The following is a 23,650-nucleotide window of genomic DNA, read 5'->3' as shown; positions in this document are numbered from 1 at the left end:
ATAAAATAACATAGTCGCTTTTCGTAAATAGGCAAGGTGTCTATTTGTTTTATTGACTGTAAAAAACAAGGGCCGATTTGCTTCGGTGTGGAAATGGAAAAACACATTATTTTTGAAGACGAACAAATTCGTGCAATATTCCTAAAAGGTTCATCGGATGAGCTGATTTTCTCTTTTGGCGATTTAATTACCCGCGCCAAAGGGTTGTCGATCAACGCCGAAAAATCCTTGCATAAACATGATTTTAATGTCATTGGGATTATGCCGAAGCAGAAATCGTGGTTTCCTGAAAGCTCAATGAGACAGATGTTTGCCGAGATTCAGGAACTGATTGCGCCGTTTAAAACCCGCATTGGCTATGGCGGCTCAATGGGCGGTTATGCTGCAATCAAATATTCTAATTTGCTCGATTTAAAACGCGTGGTTGCATTGGTGCCACAGTATTCAATTAATCCTGAAGATGTGGAAGACCCGCGCTATAACATGTTTTTCCATGCGGAATTAAATGCCAATATGCAGGTGCAGCCTGAAGATGTTTCCGCTGAGCGTGAATACATTGTGGTTTATGATCCGTACTGTGTTGAAGATCGTGCGCAATATTTAAAACTTGAACAAGTCTTGCCTAAAATTCAGACTTTGAAATTGCCATTTACCGGGCACGATGCGATTGCTGTTCTGGCCAGTTCAGAATTACTGCATGACTTTTTATTGCATGAATTTGATGAACCCTATTTTTATAAAAAAATACGTCAGGTCAAAAAGAGCAGCAAGTTCTATTATCGTAAAGTCATTGAAAACTTATTGCCGCGACACCGCAATGCGCTGGGTTCGATTTTAATCAACAATGATTTACAGCTGGATAACCAGTTTTTTGATTCCAAGTTAAAACAGAATTTGTTGCGAGAATTGCTTAGCAACAAGCAAGTCAGTCAACAAGACTTACTGAAACTGGGTATACAGGTCAATCTGCCGCAAGAAAACAGCAGCCTGTTGATGGACTGTTTTGGTCATGGCTTGGTGTTTAATGTGATTAGCCAGAAAATTGAAAGTTATGCTGTCGGTGCAATTGCCTTAAATCATAAATTTCTGATTCCTATTTTTGCCAAAGGCAGTGGTTTGGTGCAGATTAATTTAAATGACCAACGCTATGTCGTGGCAATGAATGATCGGCAGGTCATGAAGCTGTTTAAAGAGCAGGAGCCTTTAACCGTAGGAATGCATCCGATTGTGATCAAAAAATATAGCGATTTTTATTTGCTCAGTTATAAGCATTTAAATTTAAGCAATAATGAATTTGGCGGTCATGATTTTATTGAAGATAGTCCTGAGACTGCTCAATTCATGACCCAGCCTGAGCTTCTTTAAGCCCAACCGAGAATATTGTTACTGTTTAATAGAAATTGGACTTTGGTTTGATTTTTGACCACTTGCTTTATATTTTAATCGGTCTAAGATGGAAAATATAAGGCAAGTTAAATATTTGCTGAATATTGAAAAATAAATAAACAGTAAACTGATCAGGTGCTTAAGGATGAAAGTTAATTTTATACCGGCTGTGCTTTTAACCCTAATTTCTATATCCCTACCTTCTTACGCATTTGCCCAGAGTCCAGATCCGACTTATATGATTATGGGCGGGGGATTGTTGCTGGTGTTTGCCCTGGCAATCTATGTCTTTTTTGAAATTCGCAAATCGATTCAGGTACATATCAACAAGCCCACTAAATAGTAGGTTTTTTCATATCTGCTACCTGAATTTAATTGAAAAAGCGCGCAAATTTGGCTTTTAATATAAGGGTCAATCATTTTTCAGATCTCCATCTGAACCAGTCAAGGAGCGCCTGATGAAAGCCATATTTTTAGATTATGAATCGCTCGATCAAAATGATTTGGACTTTAGTGCGCTCGAAGCGGCTTTTGATGAATTAACCTTTTTCCCAAGCACTAGCCCAGCCCAGGTTTTAGAACGTGTACAACATGCGGATGTCATTATCAGTAATAAAGTGCTGGTTGATGCAGCTACGATTCAACACTGTCCAAATTTGAAACTGATTTTAATTTCCGCAACGGGAACCAATAATATTGACCTGATTCAAGCACGTGCACAGGGTATTGTAGTGTGTAATTGTCAGGGTTATGGCACTGCTGCTGTAGCACAGCATACTTTAAGCCTAATGTTGGCTTTAGCGACTTCGTTACTCAAATATGACAGCGCAGTAAAGCAAGGGCAATGGAATAAAGCCTCACAATTCTGCCTGCTGGATTTTCCCATTATTGAACTGGAAGGCAAAACTTTAGGGATTATCGGTTACGGTGAATTGGGACACGCAGTTACGAAACTGGCGCAAGCGTTTGGCATGAACGTACTGGTAGGAGCTTTAGCAAATCGTCCATCATCTGATAGCAGTCGGGTTGCTTTTGAGGATTTATTGCCGCAAGTGGATTTTTTGAGCCTACATTGTCCTTTAACCGAACCTACCCGCGACTTGCTTGATGCGCAAGCTTTTGATGCGATGAAGCCGACGGCATTTTTAATTAACTGTGCCCGTGGTGGAATTGTCAATGAACAAGCACTTGCAGATGCTTTGCGCCAAGGAAAAATTGCAGGGGCGGCAACCGATGTTCTTACGGTTGAACCACCGAATGAGGGCAATGTGCTGTTGGCAGATGATATTCCAAATTTAATCATTACCCCACATAGCGCGTGGGGCAGTGTCGATGCACGACAACGCATCGTGCAACAGATGCTAGACAATGTTGAAGCATTTAAAGCCGGACAGCCGATTCGACAGGTGAATTAACCCACTCTCACTTTAGCCCTCTGCTAAAAGGGAAAGGCATATTGATTATAAGTTTACAGTCCCATTATTTTGTACCGGCTGTATTTGAGTAGACGGTGCTTGTGGAGCGGGTGCAGACTCAACCCCTGTGGATGACTGACTCAAAGGGTGCGAAATAATAGGGGCAGGCTGGTCATTGGGACTACCAATCAGGCCATCTTTGGTTTCATTCAGTTTTTTATTCACTTTTACTGCAGCGTTTTGAGTTTTCTCAATCGCAATCACTGATTTTTCAGCAGCAAACTCTTTGGTTTCTTCCCAGGCATTTTGCACTTGAGGTTTTACTTTTGCGATTCCTTTTTGTGCTGCATGATCGACTTTTTCAGCGGTGTTTTGCACCGTGGCTTGAGCCTTGTGGGTAATCACTTTAAAGATATTCGGGTTGTCACCATAAGGCGCAGCCTGACTCTGTGTTTGAGTTACCGTTTCGGTTGCTGTTGTGGTTTGAGCAAAAAGCGGAGTTGAAGCTAAAATTGCGCCCGTAATTAATGCAGTTTTCATCTTTTTCATTGTGCGTTTTATTCCTGTTTTTGCCTGTAGTTTCAGTTCTACATCATTCTTTTCATTGTAATGGTAAGTTTTTTAAGTAAGTGGAAATGTGGCGAAATTAATACAGCGTTACAACATCTGTATACATTTGCTGTGTATTTTAGAAAGATGAGAAATAAAAAAAATCCCTCATCATTTATAGGTGAAAGATGAGGGATTGATTAAATGAATCGGGTAATGTATTCGGTCACTTAGTTACATTGAGCTAAAGCGTCTTTATGAAAGTTGTGGCGTAAGGCAAGGAAATTGTGTTGTACGTCTGGAGCATGCAGGTCGAAGTTTGTTGCCGTGCTTGAGCCGTCTTGAGCGAATGTTGTAGAATTACCTGAAATAAGGGTTAAGCCCTTAAATGACCAATGTTCTATTGATTTTCCTGCTTCTAGATTGCCGGTAAATTCAATCACACATTTATCAATAAATTTAGTCAATTTGGCTTTGTTGTCGACCGTGTCTGGATAGACCTTCAGGTTTTGAACTTCTTCTAATACGCCGGTTTCAAGTTGCGGGATTTTAGGAGCAGAAGTACAAGCGGTAAGAGATAAGCACGCGAAGCCAGAGAGAATAAGTGTTTTAAATTTCATATGATTCTTTCTTATTGAGTGTTGTTAGTTTGAGTATATGAAATATATAGTGATATGCCTATAGCTTTTACGATAAGAGTTGAAGCCAGAAGAAATAGGTGAGCTATAGTGATTTTTAATAATTTATCAAACTAATATTTCGATCAAAGCATATGGAACAATAACAATTAAATAGCAATATAAAAGAAAGGATGTTTTAGTTTTCAAAATATAGTTTTTTATCATTATTATAAGTTATTGGAATTAAGCACCAAACCACTATATTCAAAGTGGTTTGGCTTTTGATCATAAAAAATAAGTCTTAGATTGCTGAGAAAAAAGATTCTTACTGATTATCAAGTTTTATTGTAAACGGACAATACCTTCTACACGGTCATTATTATCATAAGTGATTTCAAATGCTGTTTTTTTACCACCAAAAGTTGCTTCAGCAGGTGTTCCAATAACTTCCCAAAGGCCTAAGGTTGCAACATCAGCTAAGCCATGAAATAAGGTGCGGCTGACGCGGTTTGCAGTACTATAACCTTGATTAAAAGAATATACGTCGATTCGTTTACTTTCTTTTGCTTCACTAGAAATAGGTGCACCAATTTCAGCTAAAATCGCACTACGCGGCATACCAGCAGCAAATACAGAAAGGTCTTTTTTAGGTGGTTGCTTTGCTGCCATTACTGCAGAGCAACCTGTTTGTCCTAATGCTAAAATAGAAACTGTTGCGGCTAAAATTAATTTTTTCATGTCCCTAATACCCCTCAAGAAAATAATATTAAAGAATGAATTGTATATTAAATTTAAATAAATTAAATGATAAAAATTAGTAATTTATAGTTATTTAATTTTTTGAGTATAAAATTATAATCTATTACTTTTATTGTGGGTCTTGACTATTTTACTAACATTTAGAGTTTGGTGATGAATTATAGAAATAATAATGAATAAAAAAACCCGCTCTAAAGCGGGTTTTTTAATAGCTTGAAACTTAGTGCTGTAACACCGAAATATCAGCCACTTTCGTAAACAAGTCACGAAGCTGAGCCAGCATACGCAAACGGTTTGCTTTTAGGTCAGCATCATCAGCCATCACCATTACGCCGTCAAAGAATGCATCTACAGGTGCACGAAGTGCGGCAAGTGCAGACAACGCAGCAGTGTAGTCTTTAGCAGCAAATAACGGCTCAACCACAGGCGTGATTTTCGCAAGTTCAGCGAACAATGCTTTCTCAGCATCTTCAACCAAGTTCGCTTCAACCACAGCACCTTCAGGTGCAGTTTCTTTGGCAAGGATGTTGGCAACACGTTTGTTTGCAGCAGCAAGCGCAGCCGCTTCAGGCAACGCGCGGAAGTGGTTAACTGCATTTACACGCTTGTCAAAATCAAGAGGTGATTTTGGAGACAAGGCTTGAACTGCTTGAATTACATCAACCGCAACACCTTGGTCTTCGTATTTCGCACGGTAACGACCTTCAAGGAATGCAACTGCATCCGCCAAAGTTTTATCGTGATCTTTCAATACATCGCCATACGCTGCTAAAGCAAGTTTGATCAAGTCTTCAATTGACACATCAAGCTCGTTTTCAGTCACTAGACGAAGGATACCAATCGCAGAACGACGAAGTGCAAACGGGTCTTTAGAACCTGTAGGCGCTTGACCAATACCGAAAATACCTGTGAGTGTATCTAAACGATCTGCAAGGGCAATCGTAGTACCAGTTTTGGTCTTCGGTAAAACGTCACCAGCGAATTTAGGTAAGTATTGCTCACCTAAAGACTCAGCCACTTCAGCATTTTCACCTTCAAGACGTGCGTAGTAAGTACCCGCGATCCCTTGAAGTTCAGGGAATTCACCCACAAGCTCAGAGGTTAAGTCACATTTCGCAAGAAGCGCAGCTTTTTCAGCATCGGAAGCGTTAGCACCCGTAATTGGTGCAAGTGCAACAGCCAATTTCGCAATACGTTCAGACTTGTTCCAAAGCGTACCTAATTCAGCTTGGAATACCATGTTCGCCAATTTTTCTTTACGCGATGCAAGCGGTTGCTTTTGATCTTGTAAGAAGAAGAATTCAGCATCAGACAAACGTGGACGAACCACTTTCTCATTACCTTCAATGATTTGTGTCGGGTCTTTCGACTCAATGTTAGACACAGTAATGAAGTACGGTTGAAGTTTGTTGTCTGCATTCACCAAACAGAAGTACTTTTGGTTGTCTTGCATGGTTGTGATCAATGCTTCTTGAGGAACAGCAAGGAAGCGTTCTTCGAAGCTTGCACGAAGCGCAACAGGCCATTCAACCAATGCAGTTACTTCATCACGTAAATCACTTGGCACAATCGCAATCGCATTTACTTCATCAGCAAGAGCTTTCACTTGTTGGTCGATGATCGCTTGACGCTCTTCAAAAGAAGCCACAACGTGAGCATTACGAAGTGCATCTAGGTATGCATCTGCATTTGCAAGTGTGATCGCTTCAGGCGCGTGGAAACGGTGACCATAAGTCACGTTACCTGCTTTGTGATCTTGAATGGTTGCATCAACCACATCGTTGTCTTTTAACAATACAACCCATTTTACAGGACGTACGAATTCAGTACGGCTTGCCGCAGAACGCATGCGTTTTGCGATTGGTAGGTTGTCTAAAGCAGCTTGTAAAATTTGCGGTAAAAGTACGTCTAGGCTTTGACCTTTGACGTCTTTTAAGTAGCACACCTTTTCAACTTTACCCGCTTGGAAAGTCGATACTTGATCAACCGTGATGCCTTGACCACGCATAAAGCCTTCAAGCGCGCGTGTTGGTTTGCCTTCAGCATCATATGCCGCTTGAACAGCAGGGCCGTCAAAACGTTTTTGTGTATCTGCTTGCGCGCCTTCAACATTGACAATTTTCAATGCCAAACGGCGAGGTGCTGCATAAGCTTCGATAGCGTCGAATGCAAGACCAGCATCTTTTAAGCCTTTAACCGTTTCAGCTTGAAGCGCATCACGTAATTTTTTTAAGCTTTTTGGCGGAAGTTCTTCACAACCCAATTCGAACAATACGGTATGTTTAGACATTATTTCTTCTCCGCTGCTTTTTCTGCTTGAGCCGCTTCTGCTTCAACTTGTGCTTTTAACTGGGCAAGCACTTCATCACGTAGGTGTGGTTCTGCCATTGGGAAACCAAGTTTCGCACGTGCTGCCACATAACTTGTTGCGATTGAACGTGCCAAAGTACGGACACGTAAAATATAACGCTGACGTTCAGTCACAGAAATTGCGCCACGTGCATCTAGCAAGTTAAAGCTATGCGATGCTTTGATGACTTGTTCGTATGCAGGAAGTGGAAGTTCAGCCTGGATTAAACGCGTCGCTTCAGCTTCATAGAAGTCGAACAACTCAAACATTTTTTCAACGTTTGCATATTCGAAGTTATAGGTCGATTGTTCCACTTCATTTTGATGGAACACATCGCCATACGTTACCGTACCGAACTGACCTTTGGTCCACACTAAGTCGTAAACTGAATCTACACCTTGCAAGTACATCGCTAAACGCTCAAGACCGTAAGTGATTTCGCCTGTTACAGGGTAACATTCAACACCACCGACTTGCTGGAAGTAAGTGAACTGCGTCACTTCCATACCATTGAGCCAAACCTCCCAACCTAAGCCCCAAGCGCCCAATGTTGGAGATTCCCAGTTGTCTTCTACGAAACGAATGTCGTGTACCAGCGGGTCGATCCCGATCGCTTTTAACGAGTCTAGGTAGAGCTGTTGGATGTTGTCTGGGTTTGGTTTCAGCACCACCTGGAACTGGTAGTAGTGTTGCAAACGGTTCGGGTTTTCGCCATAACGACCATCTTTCGGACGGCGTGACGGCTGAACGTAGGCAGCGTTCCAGGTTTCAGGCCCTAAAGCACGAAGGAAGGTTGCAGTGTGGAATGTGCCTGCGCCCATTTCCATATCGTAAGGTTGTAAAATGACACAACCTTGTTCAGCCCAGTAAGTTTGTAAGGCAAGAATTAAGCCTTGGAAGGTATCAATATGCGATATGGCGCGACTCATGGTCATCCACTTAAAATTAGAAAAAAATTGTGTTCAATTATAAGGATTTTCCAGAGGAGTGGCAAAGGGTTAAATTTCAATACTTGTTTTTAAATCTTTAATACGCTGTCTAATTTCTAGTGAACAATCTGGCTTAGATTTTTCAGCTATATCAGTAAACATCCATGCAAATTCTAATAAGCCATTATCGGTTAATGGTTTTGGATCAATAGCGATATTTTTTCATATGCGAGAATAAAAATGTTTGCAAAAAGCATTGGAATTTTTTGAAAGTTTTGAAATTGAATATCATCTAAATTTATTTGCTTTTTGAAAATATCACCAATTTTTACAAGTTCAAGCATTTGCTCTTCATCAGAAGATTGGCAAAGATGAATTATTTTTTGTGTTATTCCTTGTAAAATGAGAGAAGTATTAAAATCCTCAACTTCTTCTAAAAGCTTTATAAGTTCTGGTTGTGATAAAAGTTGCCTATAATGCTTAATTTTTTTTGTAAAATAATTTTGTTTAGTCCCAGCAGTCTGAAAATTAATTTCTCGTTCGTATAGAGCTAATTCGACATCGGGACTTTCAATAAAGTCTAAATTACAGTTCAAAAGATCTGCAATTTGCATAAAAATATTATCGGCATCCGCTTTATAAATAACTTTACACTCTTCATCACTTTCTAAGAATTGGTGGCTGCTTTTTTGCAGTACCCGTTCATTATATTCAAGCCAATAAAGCCAGTTGTTATAAGGGCGCAATTCATTTAGAGCATCCATCAAAGGATCATTTTCACCACTATAGCCTGCAACGACCCAAGTTTTAGAGCATCCTGTTGAACGTACAATTTGAGTTAAAGTTTCTTTGTGTGCTTCAAGTTGATCTGTTGTATTTCGCTGGACAAAACCAACATGCTGACCATTTAAATAAACAATACTCGGGTCATGTAAAAGTTCTGCATTAACTTGACCCATTGCACCCAAATCATAAATTGCAGGGAAAGGGTACATGCCGACCATATAGCATGCATGAATTAAAAGAGGATCGAAATTGACAGTGAGAATACGACTGAAATAACCTTGTTTTAAAAGCTCAGCAATTGCAATATGAGCAAAATTAAGTTTTGCTTTTTTAATACCTTTAGTTTTATTTCCTTCAATAAACCACTTAAAAAGTTCTTTGCGTTTAACATTTGACAGCTTGGTCATAATGTCATTGTATTGCAGTTGGTTGATGTCTTCTTGAGCAAGAAATTGTTCTTCTTCGGTAAAATAATTTGGAAAGTTATCAACAGCGATTTTCATGAGTTGCTGTGCAGGTGGGATGCCTGCTGAAACGGAAATGCCCGCACCAACTAATAAAATTGCACCGCCTTGTTCTTTTGCATCTTTCAGTGAAGCGGCTAGGTGTTTAAGTAATTCTTCGCGATTTTTTTCCATCAAAGTCTAAATATATATAAAAATACTTTTATATTAATGTTAAGTTTTTGTTTTTCAATTTAAATATTTTATATTTACAGATTTATTGATAAATATAAGATATAAAATAAATACACCTTTATGCGGCATCATTCTATAATTCAAATCTTCAACTTAAAAACCACAAAAGGCGTGCTGTGTTTCATCCACAACTTGAATGGCTCAATACCTTAAAACCCAATTTCAAAGTCCTTCCGCTAAAAGACCGCCTGCTGTGTGGCATAGGCGCATTGATCGGGCTTGCACTTTCATCGCTGATCAGTTGGTGGGTATTAGGCGATATCAACGCCTGGTATATCGCGCCAATGGGGGCATCATCGGTATTGCTGTTTGCCGTGCCTGCCAGTCCATTGGCTCAACCGTGGAATATGGTGGTCGGAAATAGTATTGCAGGCATAATTGGTGTGACCTGTGCGATGTATATTCCTAACTTGACGGAAGCCTTCAGTGTTGCGGTGGGCCTCTCGATTGTCTTAATGATGACGACAGATTCCTTGCATCCACCCAGTGGGGCAGTGGCCATTACAGCGGTATTGGGTGGGGAAGCGGTAAACCAGCTTGGATACAACTTTATCTTTTATCCGGTTTTATTGAATTCACTTTTATTAATGATGATTGCGATTGTATTTAATCACATGCTGGGCAAACAATATCCGCAAGTCGCACAAATCAACCAGCGTTCTAAAGACCCAACGCCGACTCAAAAAGTCACGATTCAACCCCATGATATTCAGGAAACATTAGATCAACAAACTGAGCTGTTGGATATCAGTGAATATGACTTACAAAAAATTATTTTAGCGGCGCAAGAAAAAGCCAATGCGAGGGCAGTGAGCCAGTTCAAGTGTCAGGATATCATGACCAAAGATGTCATTAGCTTGGATGAAAATGATGATATCCATTTGGCTCTGGATAAATTCAAGCATATGAATTTAATGAGCTTGCCTGTAGTTGATGCCCAGCAGCAATTGGTAGGCACACTGGCTTTATATGAAGTGGTAGAGTGGTTTAAGCGAGCGACAGACTTGAGAACCACATGGCAACGTCAGGTTAAGGATATTATGGTGCGTCAAGTGGTTACGGTAAAACCGGAGCAACCGATTCAGGATTTGGTGCCGTATTTTGTGGAACGTTCATTTAATTACATTGCGGTGTTAGAAAACCAAAAAATGGTCGGGATCATTAGCCGTGCCGATATGATTGCAGCATTGAATCAACAGTTGAATCTGGCGGCCAACATCTAAAAAATAGGCAAAAAAAAGCTACGACTCATTGGGGTAAGAGCCGTAGCATAAAACGGTAAACTATTAACGGTATGGATTAGAGTCCTGATTTACCGTACGAACCGGATTCTGATAGCCTGATCCAGAATCTATTTGAAACTGTTTTTTAGGCATGATGAGCCATAAAACCAAATAGACCAAAATTCCTGGAAATGCTGCGCTCATAACAGAAACAAGTACAAATATAATGCGGAGTAAATTTGCATTCCAACCAAATCGTTCAGCAATACCACCCATCACACCTGCAATCATATTCTGTCGGTTAGAGCGATATAAACCAACATTGGCCATCTAGGTCTCCTTAAAATTAGAAAATATATGAAGTTAAAACAACTCATCCATAATTAAAAAATGGTGATGAAAAAAACTTTTTAAAGTGATACAGCATAGAAAATAGTTAAGTTATGTAACTGGCTATACCTGATCTCTATACTGCGACATAAAATATGTTTATCTTGAAAAAGTTGATTTATATCAATAAAAATCAACTAAATATATAAATTGTATTATGATGTAATGGCATGAATATCAAGATCACTTATCCAATAAATAATTGAATGTACCCATACGCAGCTAAAGAAAATTTATGATCTTGGGGTAAGTAATTGTTTCTAAAAGCAGATTATCGTAGATGTATCCTGGTGAGTGTTTTATTGGGTCTTGGGGGCTGTAATAAGCCACTAGAAGATTCTATCGCTGAAAAAATTGAATCCGAAAATCAGCGGGTTAATTCCGCTGCTGCCAATACTCAAGGCAAAAAACTGACTGAGGTAGCCGGAAAGGCCACCATGCCTGTGGATACTACAACCGCTACCCAGAAAAAAATTCCAGAAAATGCTGAACCCTATGTGGGGCGTTATCAGAGTTCGATTAGCTGTGCTGATCCTTTGATGAAATGCAAAGAGGGGACTGGAGATTTAATTATCAATTTATTAGCAGATGGTACCGCACATAGCAGCATTATCCATTTAGGCCAAATTACATTTGATTCGGACCCTTATTATCATAAAGATTCTTGGTCTTATGATGAAGAGCATCATCAAGTGATTTTGCATCGGTCAAATGGGGTCAAGTTTTTCTATAATGTGGATCAAGATCAGAGCTTGCAAATGGATTTAGATAAAATTGCCAATGCTTCAGAACAAAATAAACAATATTTTGCTGAAGGTCACCCATTTCCCCAGCAGGCATATCGTTTAGTCAAAGAAAGTACGCCAGTGAAAACCAATAAATCCTAAAATTTAAGCAAAAAAAATACTCCCAATATGGAGTATTTTTTTTGAATAAAATTAAAATTTATTGGAATAATGAGGATTAAATTTGGTGGGTTGTGAGGGGCTCGAACCCTCGACCAATAGATTAAGAGTCTACTGCTCTACCAACTGAGCTAACAACCCTGAACGAGGATTAGTGAACTTAAAGCATCGCTTTAAGGGTTCACCCGAGTGCAAGAAAAAATCTATGATTTTTAAAGGTGCATTAAAGCACTTTATTTTGCAACATCGATATAGCAAAATTTCGAGAATGGCGAATCTACCGAAGGGGTATGGTTTGTCTTGGTCGGAATATTGCAGGTTTCTTTTCTATTGTAGTACAGAAAGAAGCCTTAAGAAAGATATGGTGGGCCGTCCGCGACTCGAACGCGGGACCAATGGATTAAAAGTCCACTGCTCTACCAACTGAGCTAACGGCCCATATTTTCAGAGAAAATATCTGAGAAGTAAAAAAGCTTCCCTGTTGAGAAGCTCTTTAGAATCTTGGTGGGCCGTCCGCGACTCGAACGCGGGACCAATGGATTAAAAGTCCACTGCTCTACCAACTGAGCTAACGGCCCAAGATAATCAAAATAAGTGGTGGGCCGTCCGCGACTCGAACGCGGGACCAATGGATTAAAAGTCCACTGCTCTACCAACTGAGCTAACGGCCCGAAACCAACATTCAAGCATTGCTTGGATGCATAGTGCAAGAAAATATAGTATTTTCTAAACACCACTTCGTTTTGATGGGCGTATTGTAGCAAGTTATTAAACGAGCGCAAGTAAAAATTAGCAAACTTGTTGATGTTTGATTATAAATGCAACAAATTTGCTTTATCTAGTCAAAAAACATACGTTTTGGATTAGAAACGGTATTGATAGGCTTGGATATTGTTGAATATTTCTGCCGTTAAATCACAATATTCTGTGGCATTTGGCAGTAAAACCAACAAGCGTTCATCGGTTTTATGGGGATCAAAAGCCTGTTCTTTTAACTTGTTCTTTTGGTATTTAAAAGTACCGGTGGTTTCCACCTGTGTTTGAACACGTAAGAACACAGGAATAGCATAAGCAGGCAAGCATTTTTTAAACTCGGTTGCCATTTGCTTTAAATCTTCTGCGGTTAATTCTGCACCCTCTGCCAGCGTAATTGCCGCCATACCAGCCCGACCGTTGGTGTTGGGGATTTCTACGCCATAAACCACAGCTTCAGCAATTTTTTCATATTCGCTGACTACATTTTCCACTTCAGTGGTAGATACATTTTCACCTTTCCAGCGGAATGTGTCGCCTAAACGATCGACAAACTGGGCATGACGGAAGCCAATATCCCGTACCAGATCGCCCGTATTGAAGTATGCATCGCCATGTTTAAACACATCTTTCATAATGACGGATTTATTTTTTTCAGGGTCGGTATAGCCATCAAAGGGTGAGCGACGGGTAATTTTACCAATCAATAAACCGACTTCACCTTTTTTGACCTTCTTGCACCAGCCTTTGGCATCTTTCACCGGTGCATTACTTTCTTTATCAAACTCAACAATGGCATAAGGTGTAGGGGAGAAGCCGACGGTGTTGTCAAAGTTAAATACGTTACTGAAACCGACATTACCTTCGCTTGAAGCATACAGTTCAAGAATTTCTTCGATACCAAAACGTGCCTTGAATTTGTCCCAGATATTTGGGCGCATGCCATTACCGATCATCTTTTTGACACGATGACCGTGTTCAAGTTCAGATACAGGCGCATCCATCAGATAACGGCACAATTCACCGACGTAGCCAATTGCCGAGACATCAAATTTTTGCACATCTTTCCAGAAAGCAGAGGTTGAATATTTGCGTCTTAATGCTAGTGTGGCACTGCCTGCAATTACACCACACCAACAGACCACGATCCCCGTCGCATGATACAGCGGTAAGGTCACGTACATGACGTCATCTTTATTCAGGTTTAACACATGTCCATAGGTGCCATAGGCCAAAGTCCAGCGGCTATGCGTGAAAATAACCGCTTTGGGTAAGCCGGTCGTACCCGAAGTGTAGATGTAAAATAAACCGTCTTTACCTTGAATGGTATGCGTGGTCGGGGTATTAAATTGGGGAAAATGATCAATTTTATCCGCAAGATTTACCCAGTCTTTTGGTGCTGTACCTGTATCCACTCGAGTGGCTTGATCTGCAAACCAGTGAAAACGGTCTGCTGCAAGTGCTAAGTCTTGACGGACTTCTTCCACAGCATGATGGCATTCTTCACCGACAATGATTGCAATCGGTTTCACTAGGTTAATGCTATGCGTCAGTGCCTTACCGGTTTGCGATGTATTGACCAAAGCGGCCGTCACGCCAATTTTCGCTAAAGCAACGACGGTCGCGACCAGTTCAGGGCGGTTTTCCACCATCACGGCAATGACATCGCCTTTACAGGCGCCAAGGGACAGATAAAAGTGCCCGATTTGGTTGGCCCATTCATTCAGTTCTTGATAACTAAATTTTTGATCTTCGAATAATAGCGCTGTACCGTGAGGATTGCGTTTTACGGCTTTTTCAAAGGCGATGCCTAAGCCCGCAGGGGTGTTGGATGTGCGTAAATAGGCTTGCTTCAGACCACTCAATAGATGAGGGACTTTGCTCATAAATTTGGGTAATTTTGCTGCGACATCAGCAATACCAATAAGATCGCTCTGTGTGCTGTGGTTCATAAGAATCCTATTTATTTTTCATAATCCAATATGTCTATTTGTTTGCGGTCATCTGTACAGTTGTCTTTTTAATCGTTTAATCCTAGTGCAATCAACCTAATTTGACAAAAGTATCAAAAAAAACCTAGTCACCGAAATGACTAGGTTTTTTTTATTCGCTGCATTAGAGCTAATTATGACTCATTTGCAGGAGTTACTTTCTTCGGTGGACGACCGCGAGGACGACGGGGGCGGACAGGTTTGTCAGCGTCATCATCAGCATCAGGGGTGTCTGTATCAGCTTTTGGCTCAGCCAGTGCTTGCACGTCTTGAGCAAGCTCTACCGGCAGTTCAGATTGAACCGGTTTTGGCTTTGCTGCTTTTTCAACAGGGGCTGCTGGAACAGCTTCCTCGATTTGCTCTGCAACCACTTCTGGAGCGGCTACAACTTCAGCAGCTTCCGTTACTGGTGCTTCTTCGACTGCAACTTCAGGAGCTTCCGTCACCGGTGCTTCTTCGATCACAGCTTCTGGTTCTGTCACCGGAGCAACTTCAGCAGTAGTTGTTTCAGCAACTTTCTTTGCAGCTTCAGGTTCGCTATGTGCTTGCTTGGCTTGCTCTAAAGCTTGTTCCGCAGCAAGTTTTGCCAAACGACGACGTTCACGTGGATCATTGGCAACACGGTTGTCCGAAACAGCACGAGGTGGTGTTAAGTCCAACACAGGCGCTGGTTCAGCCTCAGGTGCAGCTTTGGTTACTACAGCAACATCGCGTGTAACCGGCTGTGCTGGTGCTTCCGCTTCAGTGGCCTGAGACAGCATAGTCGCCGCATATTGCTCAGTGAATTTCACCAATGCACGGTTGAAGGTTGGGATTAAACCAAATTGTTCAATCAGCACTGAACAATCCTCACCATACACATGGCGAATTAAGCTGCCAACCGTATATTGACCCAAAGTTGGAACCTGAGATGGGTTCAATTTTGGAGCTTGAGCCTGTTTTGCATGAGCTTCACGTTTTTGACGACGGCGCATACGCGGATCGTTGCTTGCACGTTTGTCAGCAGGACGTGATTGCTGTGGCTCGCGAGTTTCAGTCGTTGCAGCTGATTTTTCTTCCTTCGCAACGACCGGTTTCTCGACGACAGGTGCTTTGATTTCGGCAACAGCGACAGCTGTAGTTTGAGCAATTGGCGCTTCAACAATAGCTACTGTTGCATTTAACGCGACAATTTCACTTTTCGCCTGATCGACATTCACCACCAATGCAGTTGGAATAACATCCTGACGAGGCGTATCAATCACTTCGACTTTAGGTTGTTGTTCATTGACTACAGGAGCTGCAATGGCTTGCTGTGGAGCAGCCTGTTCGTTCAATACGCTTTGATCGCGGTGACGATTTGGGCGGTTTGGACGTTGCGGGCTATTGCGGTCACGACGTGGAACAGCATTTTGCTCTGTTTGAGTTTCAGAAGCTTGTTGTTCAACGTGTTGACGTCGAGTCGGGCGCTTGTTGTCACGTTGATCTTGGCGTTGATCTTGGCGTGGTTCTGAGCGCTGATCTTGACGTGCTTCTTGGCGCTGCTCGTGACGAGGAACCTGAACAATTTCTTCATGCACTTGATTTTGTTGATTGTCGTGCTGAACTTGTTCACGTTGCTCTTTAGGCTTGTTACGCTTTTTATTGTGACGTTGCGCTTTTTCTTCTCTATCAGAATACTTGTCCGCAACTTCACGCTGTTCCTGTTTTGGAGCTACAGCTGCATTTGGCGTTAAGTAGACATTGTTGCTTGCAGTTGCAACCGGTGCGCTTGGAGCAGGGGCAGATGTGGCAACCTGACCGAATTGGCCACGGCTCACAGCACCCTGATTTACCATTTGTTCAATGGCAGCAGCAGCATTGTTTGCAGTACGTGCTTGATCAACTGTTTTCGCTTGCTTTTGCACAAACAGGTTTTCTAACCATGCACATGGGCTTGCTGAAGCTTGAGCAGCAGGCGCAACTTGAGCTGGCTGTTGTTGCTGTACTTCTTGTGGACGACGTTGTGGCTTGTTGTTTTGGTTTTTAGCTTGTTGCTGAGCAGGCGCTTGCGCCGCAGCTAGAGCTTGTTGCTCGCCTTCCAAATGCCATTCAGAAGATTCATAACCCAACTCTTTTTCGCTTGAACGTGTTGCTTCGGTACGTTCATAGCTGGTTGGTGCAAAACCTTCAGCATTATAAGTGATTTCGTAATGCGGTGTTTCCAAGTGCGGATGTGGCAACACGGTTACACGTACATTTGAAGTTTGTTCTAAATAAACCAGCGTGTGGCGCTTTTCATTCAATAAGAATGCTGCAATTTCAACTGGAACTTCAACCTGAACTTCACCATGACGTTCACGCAGTGCAATTTCTTCCACTTTACGCATGATCGACAGCGAAAGAGAGCGTAAGTCACGCACCATGCCGGTACCATGACAGCGCGGGCATACATAACCGGTAGCTTCTTCAAGCGATGGACGTAAGCGTTGACGGCTCATTTCCATTAAGCCAAAACGAGACAATTGACCGAACTGGATACGGGCACGATCGCTTTGGGTTGCTTCACGAAGTTTTGCTTCAACCATACGTTGATTGCGGTCTTTGGTCATGTCAATGAAATCGATCACCACCAAACCACCAATATCACGTAAACGCAGTTGACGTGCAATTTCTTCAGCCGCTTCCAGGTTGGTATTCAACGCGGTGTCTTCAACGTCGCTACCACGTGTTGATTTCGCCGAGTTAATGTCGATAGACACCAAAGCTTCAGTTTGGTCGATCACGATTGAACCACCAGAAGGAAGTTTTACTTCACGTTCATAGGCCGTTTGAATTTGGCTTTCAATCGCAAAATGAGCAAATAACGGCTCATTTAAAGTATAGGTTTTGAGTTTTTCTAACTGACGCGGCATCACAGCTTTTACGAAGTTATAGGCTTCGGTATACGCTTGTTCAGAGTCAATTAAAATTTCTGCAACATCGTCACGTAAATAGTCACGAATGGCACGTGTGACCACGCCAGCTTCCTGATGCACCAACATTGGTGACGGACCAGAACTTGCTGTGGTTTGGATTTGTGCCCAAAGGTCCATCAGGTGTTGCAAGTCAAGTTGCAATTCTTCCTGTGAACGACCAATACCTGCCGTACGGACAATCACGCTCATGCCACGAGGAATATTCAGTGATGCCAACATTTCTTTCAATTCTTCACGAACTGAACCTGAAATTTGACGACTGATACCGCCACCTTTAGGGTTGTTTGGCATAAGCACCAAATAACGACCGGCAAGCGAGATAAAGGTAGAAAGGGCAGCACCTTTATTGCCACGTTCTTCTTTTTCCACCTGAACCAGAAGTTCTGTGCCTTCAGTGATCAATTCGCGGATATTCGAGGTTTGACGAGGGTCTGCCTTGTAGTATGAGTTTGCGATTTCACGCATAGAGAGGAAGCCTTGACGACCTGCACCATACTCAACAAAAACAGCTTCTAAAGAAGGTTCAACGCGAGTCACGTGACCTTTGTAGATATTAGATTTTTTTTGTTCACGGGTACGATTTTCTAAATCAAAATCGTAAAGACGCTGACCAGTGACAAGTGCAACGCGAATCTCTTCGGCATGTGTTGCATTAATCAACATACGTTTCATGGGTGTAACACCTAATAGTGATACACAACAAAACATCGCTATTCACGTAGCGAACATCATACATTACGGATCAATACCCAGATCTCAAATAAACGCTTGTGGTCTGAGCTTTTTTACCGGCCTTTTTTTAGGCTTCGGTTTTTGATTCTCGTATTGATGATGGCAATACGGCTTCAATCTTTAAACGATTAAAGTCACCTGAACGATTCACTGGCGGACAAACGGTGCATTAGATGTGAGTAACTTTCACTGTCACGCAGCTTGAAGATCATCCCTTCCATTAAGATAGAGCGTCTTGATACGGAATTATCATCGTATCTTTGCTTTATGTGCAGATCCAATGCATCAACGTTGTAGCCTGAATGCGACTTCAGGGTGCGACTAATCTGATGTGTATCAGTTTACGTTTAAAAACCAACTTGAGGTTGGCGACATATTTTTTAGGGCAAACTGATTTATGTACATAAGTACAATTAAACGCAACAGTTTGCTTTTTTGCCGATATAATAAGCCTTCGGCGTCGGCATATTCTTTAGGGACCTTTCCGTATTTAATGTGAATGGTGAAATTTAATATTGAGCTTCAAAAATATTGAAGTGATTAAATTTTTTCACACTAACAGTGGTATCCGTGTGCTGACTATATCAAACCTTGCATCATCTGCCTATGGGTTAAGCTTATGTTTCTTGTGTAAAGCATAGCCTAAGTGATCAGTTTTTAATCAATTTTAGTATTTTTTTGGGTCATAGTAACTGTATGAATTCTACGCAAGAATGGCAAAGTGTCACTTGGTTTGAAGTGGACGAGCATCAATCAGGCCAACGCATCGATAATTTTTTATTTTCCCGGCTTAAAGGCGTGCCTAAAAGTCGTATTTATCGTTTGATGCGTGAAGGACAAGTTCGGGTCAATAAAAAGCGTATCAAAGCGGAAACGAAACTGGCAATTGGCGACCAAATTCGCGTTGCGCCAATTCGTTATGAGCCTAAAGATGAAACGCCGGTACCGGTATCGGACAAAGTGGCTCAAAGCCTGCTCAGCCGTGTGGTTTATGAAGATGAAGGCCTGATGGTGGTGAATAAACCTTCAGGTATTGCCGTGCATGGCGGTAGTGGCGTGGCGTATGGTCTGATTGAAGGCTTGCGCGCAGCAACCGGCAAGAAATATCTGGAACTGATCCATCGTATTGACCGTGATACTTCCGGCCTGGTGATGATCAGTAAAAAACGCAGTACTTTAAAAACCCTGCAAGATTTACTGCGTGAACACAAAATTAAAAAAACCTATGCGGCGATTGTGAAAGGCAATGTCGTGATCGATCGTCAACTGATTGATGCACCTTTACACCGTTATGAGCTTGCCAATGGCGAGCGTCGTGTATGCGTTTCTAAAGAAGGTAAAGAGTCTAAAACGCAGTGGAATGTGGCTGAGCGCTTTATGCATGCAACGCTTGTCTATGCATCGCCGCTTTCAGGTCGTACCCATCAGATTCGTGTACACGGTTTAAGTATTGGTCATCCTTTAATTGGTGATGAAAAATATGGTCATGAAACTGCATACAAAGGTCCGAAAGCACGTCGTTTATGTTTGCATGCACTGCGTCTGGAAATTCCGGGTTATGAAACCATTGAAGCGCCATTGCCTGAAGACATGCAGAGTCTGGTGGCACAGTTACGTGCACAGAAGAAAGATAAAGAACCGGTTTTAACGGATCGTGACCAAGACTGAATTTTCTTCTCTCAAGCAGCGGGAGTATTCGATGAGTAGTCCCGTCATCCAAGAGTAATTAAAAAAATTTATGATGTGAAAACGATATGCAATGGCGACATTCATGTCGCCATTGCATAGTAGATATCTGTTTTGAATTTTCTCTGAAAATTTTATTCCTCTTTCGTGGGTAAAGAGGTAGGCCGAGAGATTTAATGATAAATGCTAGGTTTTGCGTTGAATCAAATATTGGATTAATTCATGAAAAAAGCGGTAGAACTTGTCATTTTCGATTGGGATGGCACTTTATTTGATTCAGTCGGTCAGATTGTTGACAGCCTAAAATTTGCTGCCACACAATTTCAGCAACCCTTAACGCATGAAGCTGCGAAAAGCATCATTGGTTTAGGTCTACCGGAAGTCGCGCAAGTGTTATTTCCAGATGTACCTGAATTGCATGCTGATATTTTGCAATGTTATGCGACTCACTATGTTGAAAACTCGAAAGGTGATGCATGGTTTGAGGGTGTGGCGGAATTGTTGAATGATCTAACGCAGCAGGGTGTGAAACTTGCGGTTGCCACAGGGAAAAGCCGTAAAGGTTTAGACCGTGTGTTAAGTCAAACCCAGAGTCATGCGCTTTTTGTTGTGACCCGTGCCGCGAGTGAAACCAAATCTAAACCTGATCCGCTGATGCTGGCAGAAATTTTACACATTACCGGCGCCAATGCTGAAAATGCGATTATGGTCGGTGATACATCCTATGACTTGGAAATGGCACAGAACATTGCTATGCCACGTATTGGGGTGAGTTATGGGGTGCATACACCTGAAACGCTGGCCCAATATAATCCGCTTGCCATTGCTGAGGATGTCGCTAGTCTGCATCAGGTGCTCTTAAATCAGGTGAATTTAAAACAAGCGGTTTAAGATCCATCGGATGCTCAAAAGGGTGATTTGAAATCACCCTTTTTTATACGTATTAAATTCTAAATTGACTTATTGAATTCTAAATTTTTGCACATCAGGTTTGTGGTTACCCCAACCGGTCCAGTAATTGACCACAGTGACGGTTTTATTTTGGATACTCATAATTTTATAAAGATCATTACGCGGCGGTGAAATTTCATTGGGACGAATGACTTCAGTCATCATAAAAATCTCTGGTGTAATCCAGCTAATACGCCACGTATCGGTATTGGAGTAGCCACGACTACATTCCATTTCATTTTGCCAGGCCGCAGCGGTCGCTTGAGGATTAAATTTTAGTCCCGCACAACTTGCGCCATTTAAAATTAAATATTTGTTTTTGAGTTGGTTTTGATAATCTTGTGCAAAGGCTGTATGACATAAAGTGGTGAGTAAAGCCGTTAATAACAGTGTCCTGATTTTCATTGCTAATATTTTAAGTCCTTGTTTTTAATTATTTAAAAATATCATGTTGATTGAGCAATGAATATGTCGTTTTTACTCAAAATAGAGCGATACTCTCATCTTTTAGTCGTAGGCGGGATTGATTGTTAAAATGAATCACCTGCATTGCAGAGCTGCTGACTCGGATATCATGCAATATCTAGGCTAAGTGCTTTGTATCACTCAAAAAAGTAGAATTCCTTTTATAGGTAATAGCTATTGTAAAAAATAAAATAAGTATTGGCATAAAAAGCGCATTTTTCAGATTCTAAATCAGTTTATACATATACACGTTTTCCCAAGATGGGCAGCACCCATTTGCTGATGGGTTTGATCATTTGCATAGAATTTTTCTGATTGTTCATTCCATTTCCATCGATCACGGTATAAGTCCAATTTTTTGCAGTTTAAGGAAACATTGATGTCGAATTCTGCTGTTGTTGAATCAGTCGCCTTAGCGCTTAGAGAAGCTGAGTTGTCACAAACTGCGATTGCACCGATTCGCCCGCAACTGGGTGGTGAAAGTGCGGATGTAGATATTGCCTACGCAGTTCAAGAAGTAAATACCCAACGTGCCCTAAGCGAAGGACGTCGTTTAGTCGGCCGCAAAATCGGTTTGACTTCAAAAGTTGTACAAGCTCAACTCGGTGTAGATCAGCCTGACTTCGGAATGTTGTTTGCCGACATGTCGTATGGTGATGGCGAAGCAATCCCGGCAGGTCTCTTGATTCAGCCTAAAGTTGAAGCAGAAATCGCATTAGTCATCAATAAAGATCTTACCAAAGAACATCATACCTATGCCGACATTATCAGTGCGACTGAATATGCCTTGCCCGCGGTAGAAGTGGTGGATAGCCGTATCGAAAACTGGAAAATCTCACTGATTGATACCGTTGCCGATAATGCATCTTCAGCGGCTTTTGTTTTGGGTTCGCGTCCGGTGAAACTTGAAAACCTGGATTTGGTGAACTGCAAAATGACCATGACTCGTGGTGAAGAAGTGGTCTCTCAAGGTGTAGGTAAAGCCTGCCTTGCAAATCCACTCAACGCTGCTGTTTGGCTGGCGGATGAAATGGTTCGTCGTGGTCGTCCACTGTTGGCGGGTGACATCGTATTGACCGGTGCATTAGGTCCAATGGTTGTTGCACACCCAGGTGATCAATTTAAAGTTGAAATTGAAGGCTTTGGTTCTGTTGTTGCTGCATTTGCTGCTGAATAAGTCTGTATTTTAAGAGAGTACGTTAATGAAAAAGATTAAATGTGCATTAATCGGTCCGGGTAATATCGGTACAGATTTGCTTTACAAACTTCAACGTAGTGAAGTTTTAGAACCTGTATGGATGGTGGGGATTGACCCAACTTCTGAAGGTTTGGCGCGTGCAGCGAAAATGGGTATCAAAACTACTGCTGAGGGTGTAGACGGTTTATTGCCACATGTTTTAGCAGACAATATTCAAATTGCTTTTGATGCAACGTCTGCATATGTCCATGCTGAAAACAGCCGCAAGTTGAATGAACTTGGCGTACAAATGATTGACTTGACGCCTGCAGCGATTGGTCCATTCTGCGTACCGCCAGTAAATCTGGAAGCTTTGCTTGAACAAGGTGAATTGCCGAACGTCAACATGGTGACATGTGGCGGTCAGGCAACTATTCCTATGGTGGCAGCGATTTCACGTGTTCAAGCTGTGAACTACGGTGAAATCATCGCAACTGTATCAACGAAATCGGTTGGTCCAGGTACACGTAAAAACATTGATGAATTTACACGTACCACTGCGGGTGCAATTGAGCAAGTGGGTGGCGCGAAACAAGGTAAAGCCATCATCATCATCAACCCTGCAGAGCCACCATTAATGATGCGTGACACTGTACACTGTCTTGTTGAAGGTGAACCTGATCAAGCTGCAATCACCGCATCTGTGCATGCCATGATTAAAGAAGTTCAAAAATATGTACCAGGTTACAAACTTGTAAATGGTCCAGTATTTGACGGCAACCGTGTTTCGATGTTCTTGGAAGTGGAAGGTTTGGGTGATTACTTGCCTAAATATGCCGGTAACCTGGACATTATGACTGCAGCTGCTGCACGTACTGCAGAAATGTTTGCAGAACGTCTCATTGCTAACCAAGCAGCGCAAGCTGAAGCAGAAGCTTAAGGAGCAGAC

The 23,650-nt window shown here is 41.8% G+C and carries 18 protein-coding genes and 4 tRNA genes; 8 read left to right on the top strand and 14 right to left on the bottom strand.

Annotation, left to right across the window (positions count from 1 at the left end):
- Window positions 1–93 precede the first annotated feature (93 nt).
- Together E0409_RS03605 and E0409_RS03600 are read left to right on the top strand one after the other, a co-directional pair.
- A complete protein-coding gene (locus E0409_RS03605) occupies window positions 94–1,365 on the top strand; it encodes a hypothetical protein (protein WP_131287709.1) in 1,272 nt (423 codons plus the stop codon).
- A 479-nt stretch (window positions 1,366–1,844) separates the two neighbouring features.
- On the top strand, window positions 1,845–2,801 hold the full coding sequence (locus E0409_RS03600; RefSeq protein ID WP_131287706.1) for a 2-hydroxyacid dehydrogenase: 957 nt from the start codon (window positions 1,845–1,847) through the stop codon (window positions 2,799–2,801).
- Between the two features lie 45 nt (window positions 2,802–2,846).
- Here the strand turns inward: E0409_RS03600 and E0409_RS03595 are convergent, their stop codons facing one another.
- The 6 genes from E0409_RS03595 to E0409_RS03570 form a co-directional block, all read right to left on the bottom strand.
- Window positions 2,847–3,350 (bottom strand): hypothetical protein, encoded by a 504-nt coding sequence (locus E0409_RS03595; protein WP_252151766.1) that lies wholly within the window; start codon window positions 3,348–3,350, stop codon window positions 2,847–2,849.
- 230 nt (window positions 3,351–3,580) lie between these two features.
- Window positions 3,581–3,970, bottom strand: a complete 390-nt coding sequence (locus E0409_RS03590; protein WP_131287703.1) for a hypothetical protein — start codon at window positions 3,968–3,970, stop codon at window positions 3,581–3,583.
- A 342-nt stretch (window positions 3,971–4,312) separates the two neighbouring features.
- Window positions 4,313–4,708, bottom strand: a complete 396-nt coding sequence (locus E0409_RS03585) for a hypothetical protein (protein ID WP_131287700.1) — start codon at window positions 4,706–4,708, stop codon at window positions 4,313–4,315.
- Between the two features lie 241 nt (window positions 4,709–4,949).
- Window positions 4,950–7,019, bottom strand: a complete 2,070-nt coding sequence (gene glyS / locus E0409_RS03580; RefSeq protein WP_131287696.1) for a glycine--tRNA ligase subunit beta — start codon at window positions 7,017–7,019, stop codon at window positions 4,950–4,952.
- The gene (gene glyQ / locus E0409_RS03575) at window positions 7,019–8,008 is read right to left on the bottom strand and encodes a glycine--tRNA ligase subunit alpha (RefSeq protein ID WP_131287694.1); all 990 of its coding nucleotides are present in this window, start codon (window positions 8,006–8,008) and stop codon (window positions 7,019–7,021) included. Before glyQ ends, glyS begins: the two co-directional genes overlap by 1 nt.
- A 191-nt stretch (window positions 8,009–8,199) precedes the next feature.
- Complete coding sequence (locus E0409_RS03570) at window positions 8,200–9,432, bottom strand: SIR2 family protein (RefSeq protein ID WP_252151765.1); 1,233 nt, start codon at window positions 9,430–9,432, stop codon at window positions 8,200–8,202.
- 176 nt (window positions 9,433–9,608) lie between these two features.
- On the opposite strand from E0409_RS03570, the gene E0409_RS03565 reads away from it, so the two are divergent.
- A complete protein-coding gene (locus E0409_RS03565; protein ID WP_131287691.1) occupies window positions 9,609–10,715 on the top strand; it encodes an HPP family protein in 1,107 nt (368 codons plus the stop codon).
- Window positions 10,716–10,778: 63 nt separating this feature from the next.
- On the opposite strand, the gene E0409_RS03560 is transcribed toward E0409_RS03565, so the two are convergent.
- Window positions 10,779–11,045: a PspC domain-containing protein gene (locus tag E0409_RS03560; RefSeq protein ID WP_086193008.1), complete on the bottom strand. Its 267-nt coding sequence runs from the start codon at window positions 11,043–11,045 to the stop codon at window positions 10,779–10,781.
- A gap of 314 nt (window positions 11,046–11,359) precedes the next feature.
- On the opposite strand from E0409_RS03560, the gene E0409_RS03555 reads away from it, so the two are divergent.
- Window positions 11,360–11,992 carry a hypothetical protein gene (locus tag E0409_RS03555; RefSeq protein ID WP_131287688.1) on the top strand — a complete coding sequence of 211 codons (633 nt, stop codon included), beginning with the start codon at window positions 11,360–11,362 and terminating at the stop codon, window positions 11,990–11,992.
- A gap of 83 nt (window positions 11,993–12,075) precedes the next feature.
- Here the strand turns inward: E0409_RS03555 and E0409_RS03550 are convergent.
- The 6 genes from E0409_RS03550 to E0409_RS03525 form a co-directional block, all read right to left on the bottom strand.
- Window positions 12,076–12,151 (bottom strand) — tRNA-Lys (locus tag E0409_RS03550).
- A gap of 221 nt (window positions 12,152–12,372) precedes the next feature.
- A tRNA-Lys gene (locus tag E0409_RS03545) sits at window positions 12,373–12,448 on the bottom strand.
- Between the two features lie 64 nt (window positions 12,449–12,512).
- A tRNA-Lys gene (locus tag E0409_RS03540) sits at window positions 12,513–12,588 on the bottom strand.
- A 17-nt stretch (window positions 12,589–12,605) separates the two neighbouring features.
- Window positions 12,606–12,681: transfer RNA gene (locus E0409_RS03535), tRNA-Lys, on the bottom strand.
- A gap of 192 nt (window positions 12,682–12,873) precedes the next feature.
- Window positions 12,874–14,715: a long-chain-acyl-CoA synthetase gene (locus E0409_RS03530; RefSeq protein ID WP_131287686.1), complete on the bottom strand. Its 1,842-nt coding sequence runs from the start codon at window positions 14,713–14,715 to the stop codon at window positions 12,874–12,876.
- Between the two features lie 173 nt (window positions 14,716–14,888).
- The gene (locus tag E0409_RS03525; RefSeq protein ID WP_131287682.1) at window positions 14,889–18,362 is read right to left on the bottom strand and encodes an Rne/Rng family ribonuclease; all 3,474 of its coding nucleotides are present in this window, start codon (window positions 18,360–18,362) and stop codon (window positions 14,889–14,891) included.
- A 756-nt stretch (window positions 18,363–19,118) separates the two neighbouring features.
- On the opposite strand from E0409_RS03525, the gene E0409_RS03520 reads away from it, so the two are divergent.
- Together E0409_RS03520 and E0409_RS03515 are read left to right on the top strand one after the other, a co-directional pair.
- Window positions 19,119–20,090, top strand: a complete 972-nt coding sequence (locus E0409_RS03520; RefSeq protein WP_131287678.1) for an RluA family pseudouridine synthase — start codon at window positions 19,119–19,121, stop codon at window positions 20,088–20,090.
- Between the two features lie 240 nt (window positions 20,091–20,330).
- Window positions 20,331–20,999: an HAD-IA family hydrolase gene (locus E0409_RS03515; RefSeq protein ID WP_131287675.1), complete on the top strand. Its 669-nt coding sequence runs from the start codon at window positions 20,331–20,333 to the stop codon at window positions 20,997–20,999.
- 69 nt (window positions 21,000–21,068) lie between these two features.
- Here E0409_RS03515 and E0409_RS03510 read toward each other — a convergent pair whose 3' ends face one another.
- Window positions 21,069–21,464, bottom strand: coding sequence for a hypothetical protein (locus E0409_RS03510; protein ID WP_131287672.1), 396 nt, complete (start codon window positions 21,462–21,464; stop codon window positions 21,069–21,071).
- A 439-nt stretch (window positions 21,465–21,903) separates the two neighbouring features.
- Between E0409_RS03510 and mhpD the strand changes: the two genes are divergently transcribed.
- Both mhpD and E0409_RS03500 read left to right on the top strand, forming a co-directional pair.
- The gene (gene mhpD, locus E0409_RS03505) at window positions 21,904–22,701 is read left to right on the top strand and encodes a 2-keto-4-pentenoate hydratase (protein WP_131287668.1); all 798 of its coding nucleotides are present in this window, start codon (window positions 21,904–21,906) and stop codon (window positions 22,699–22,701) included.
- A 25-nt stretch (window positions 22,702–22,726) separates the two neighbouring features.
- A complete protein-coding gene (locus E0409_RS03500; RefSeq protein WP_131287665.1) occupies window positions 22,727–23,641 on the top strand; it encodes an acetaldehyde dehydrogenase (acetylating) in 915 nt (304 codons plus the stop codon).
- Window positions 23,642–23,650: the final 9 nt, after the last annotated feature.

Source organism: Acinetobacter sp. ANC 4862 (assembly GCF_004336635.1).
Classification (GTDB): Bacteria; Pseudomonadota; Gammaproteobacteria; order Pseudomonadales; family Moraxellaceae; genus Acinetobacter.
The sequence above is the reverse complement of the archived record's forward strand: the minus strand, read 5'-3'. Positions and strand labels throughout refer to the sequence as shown.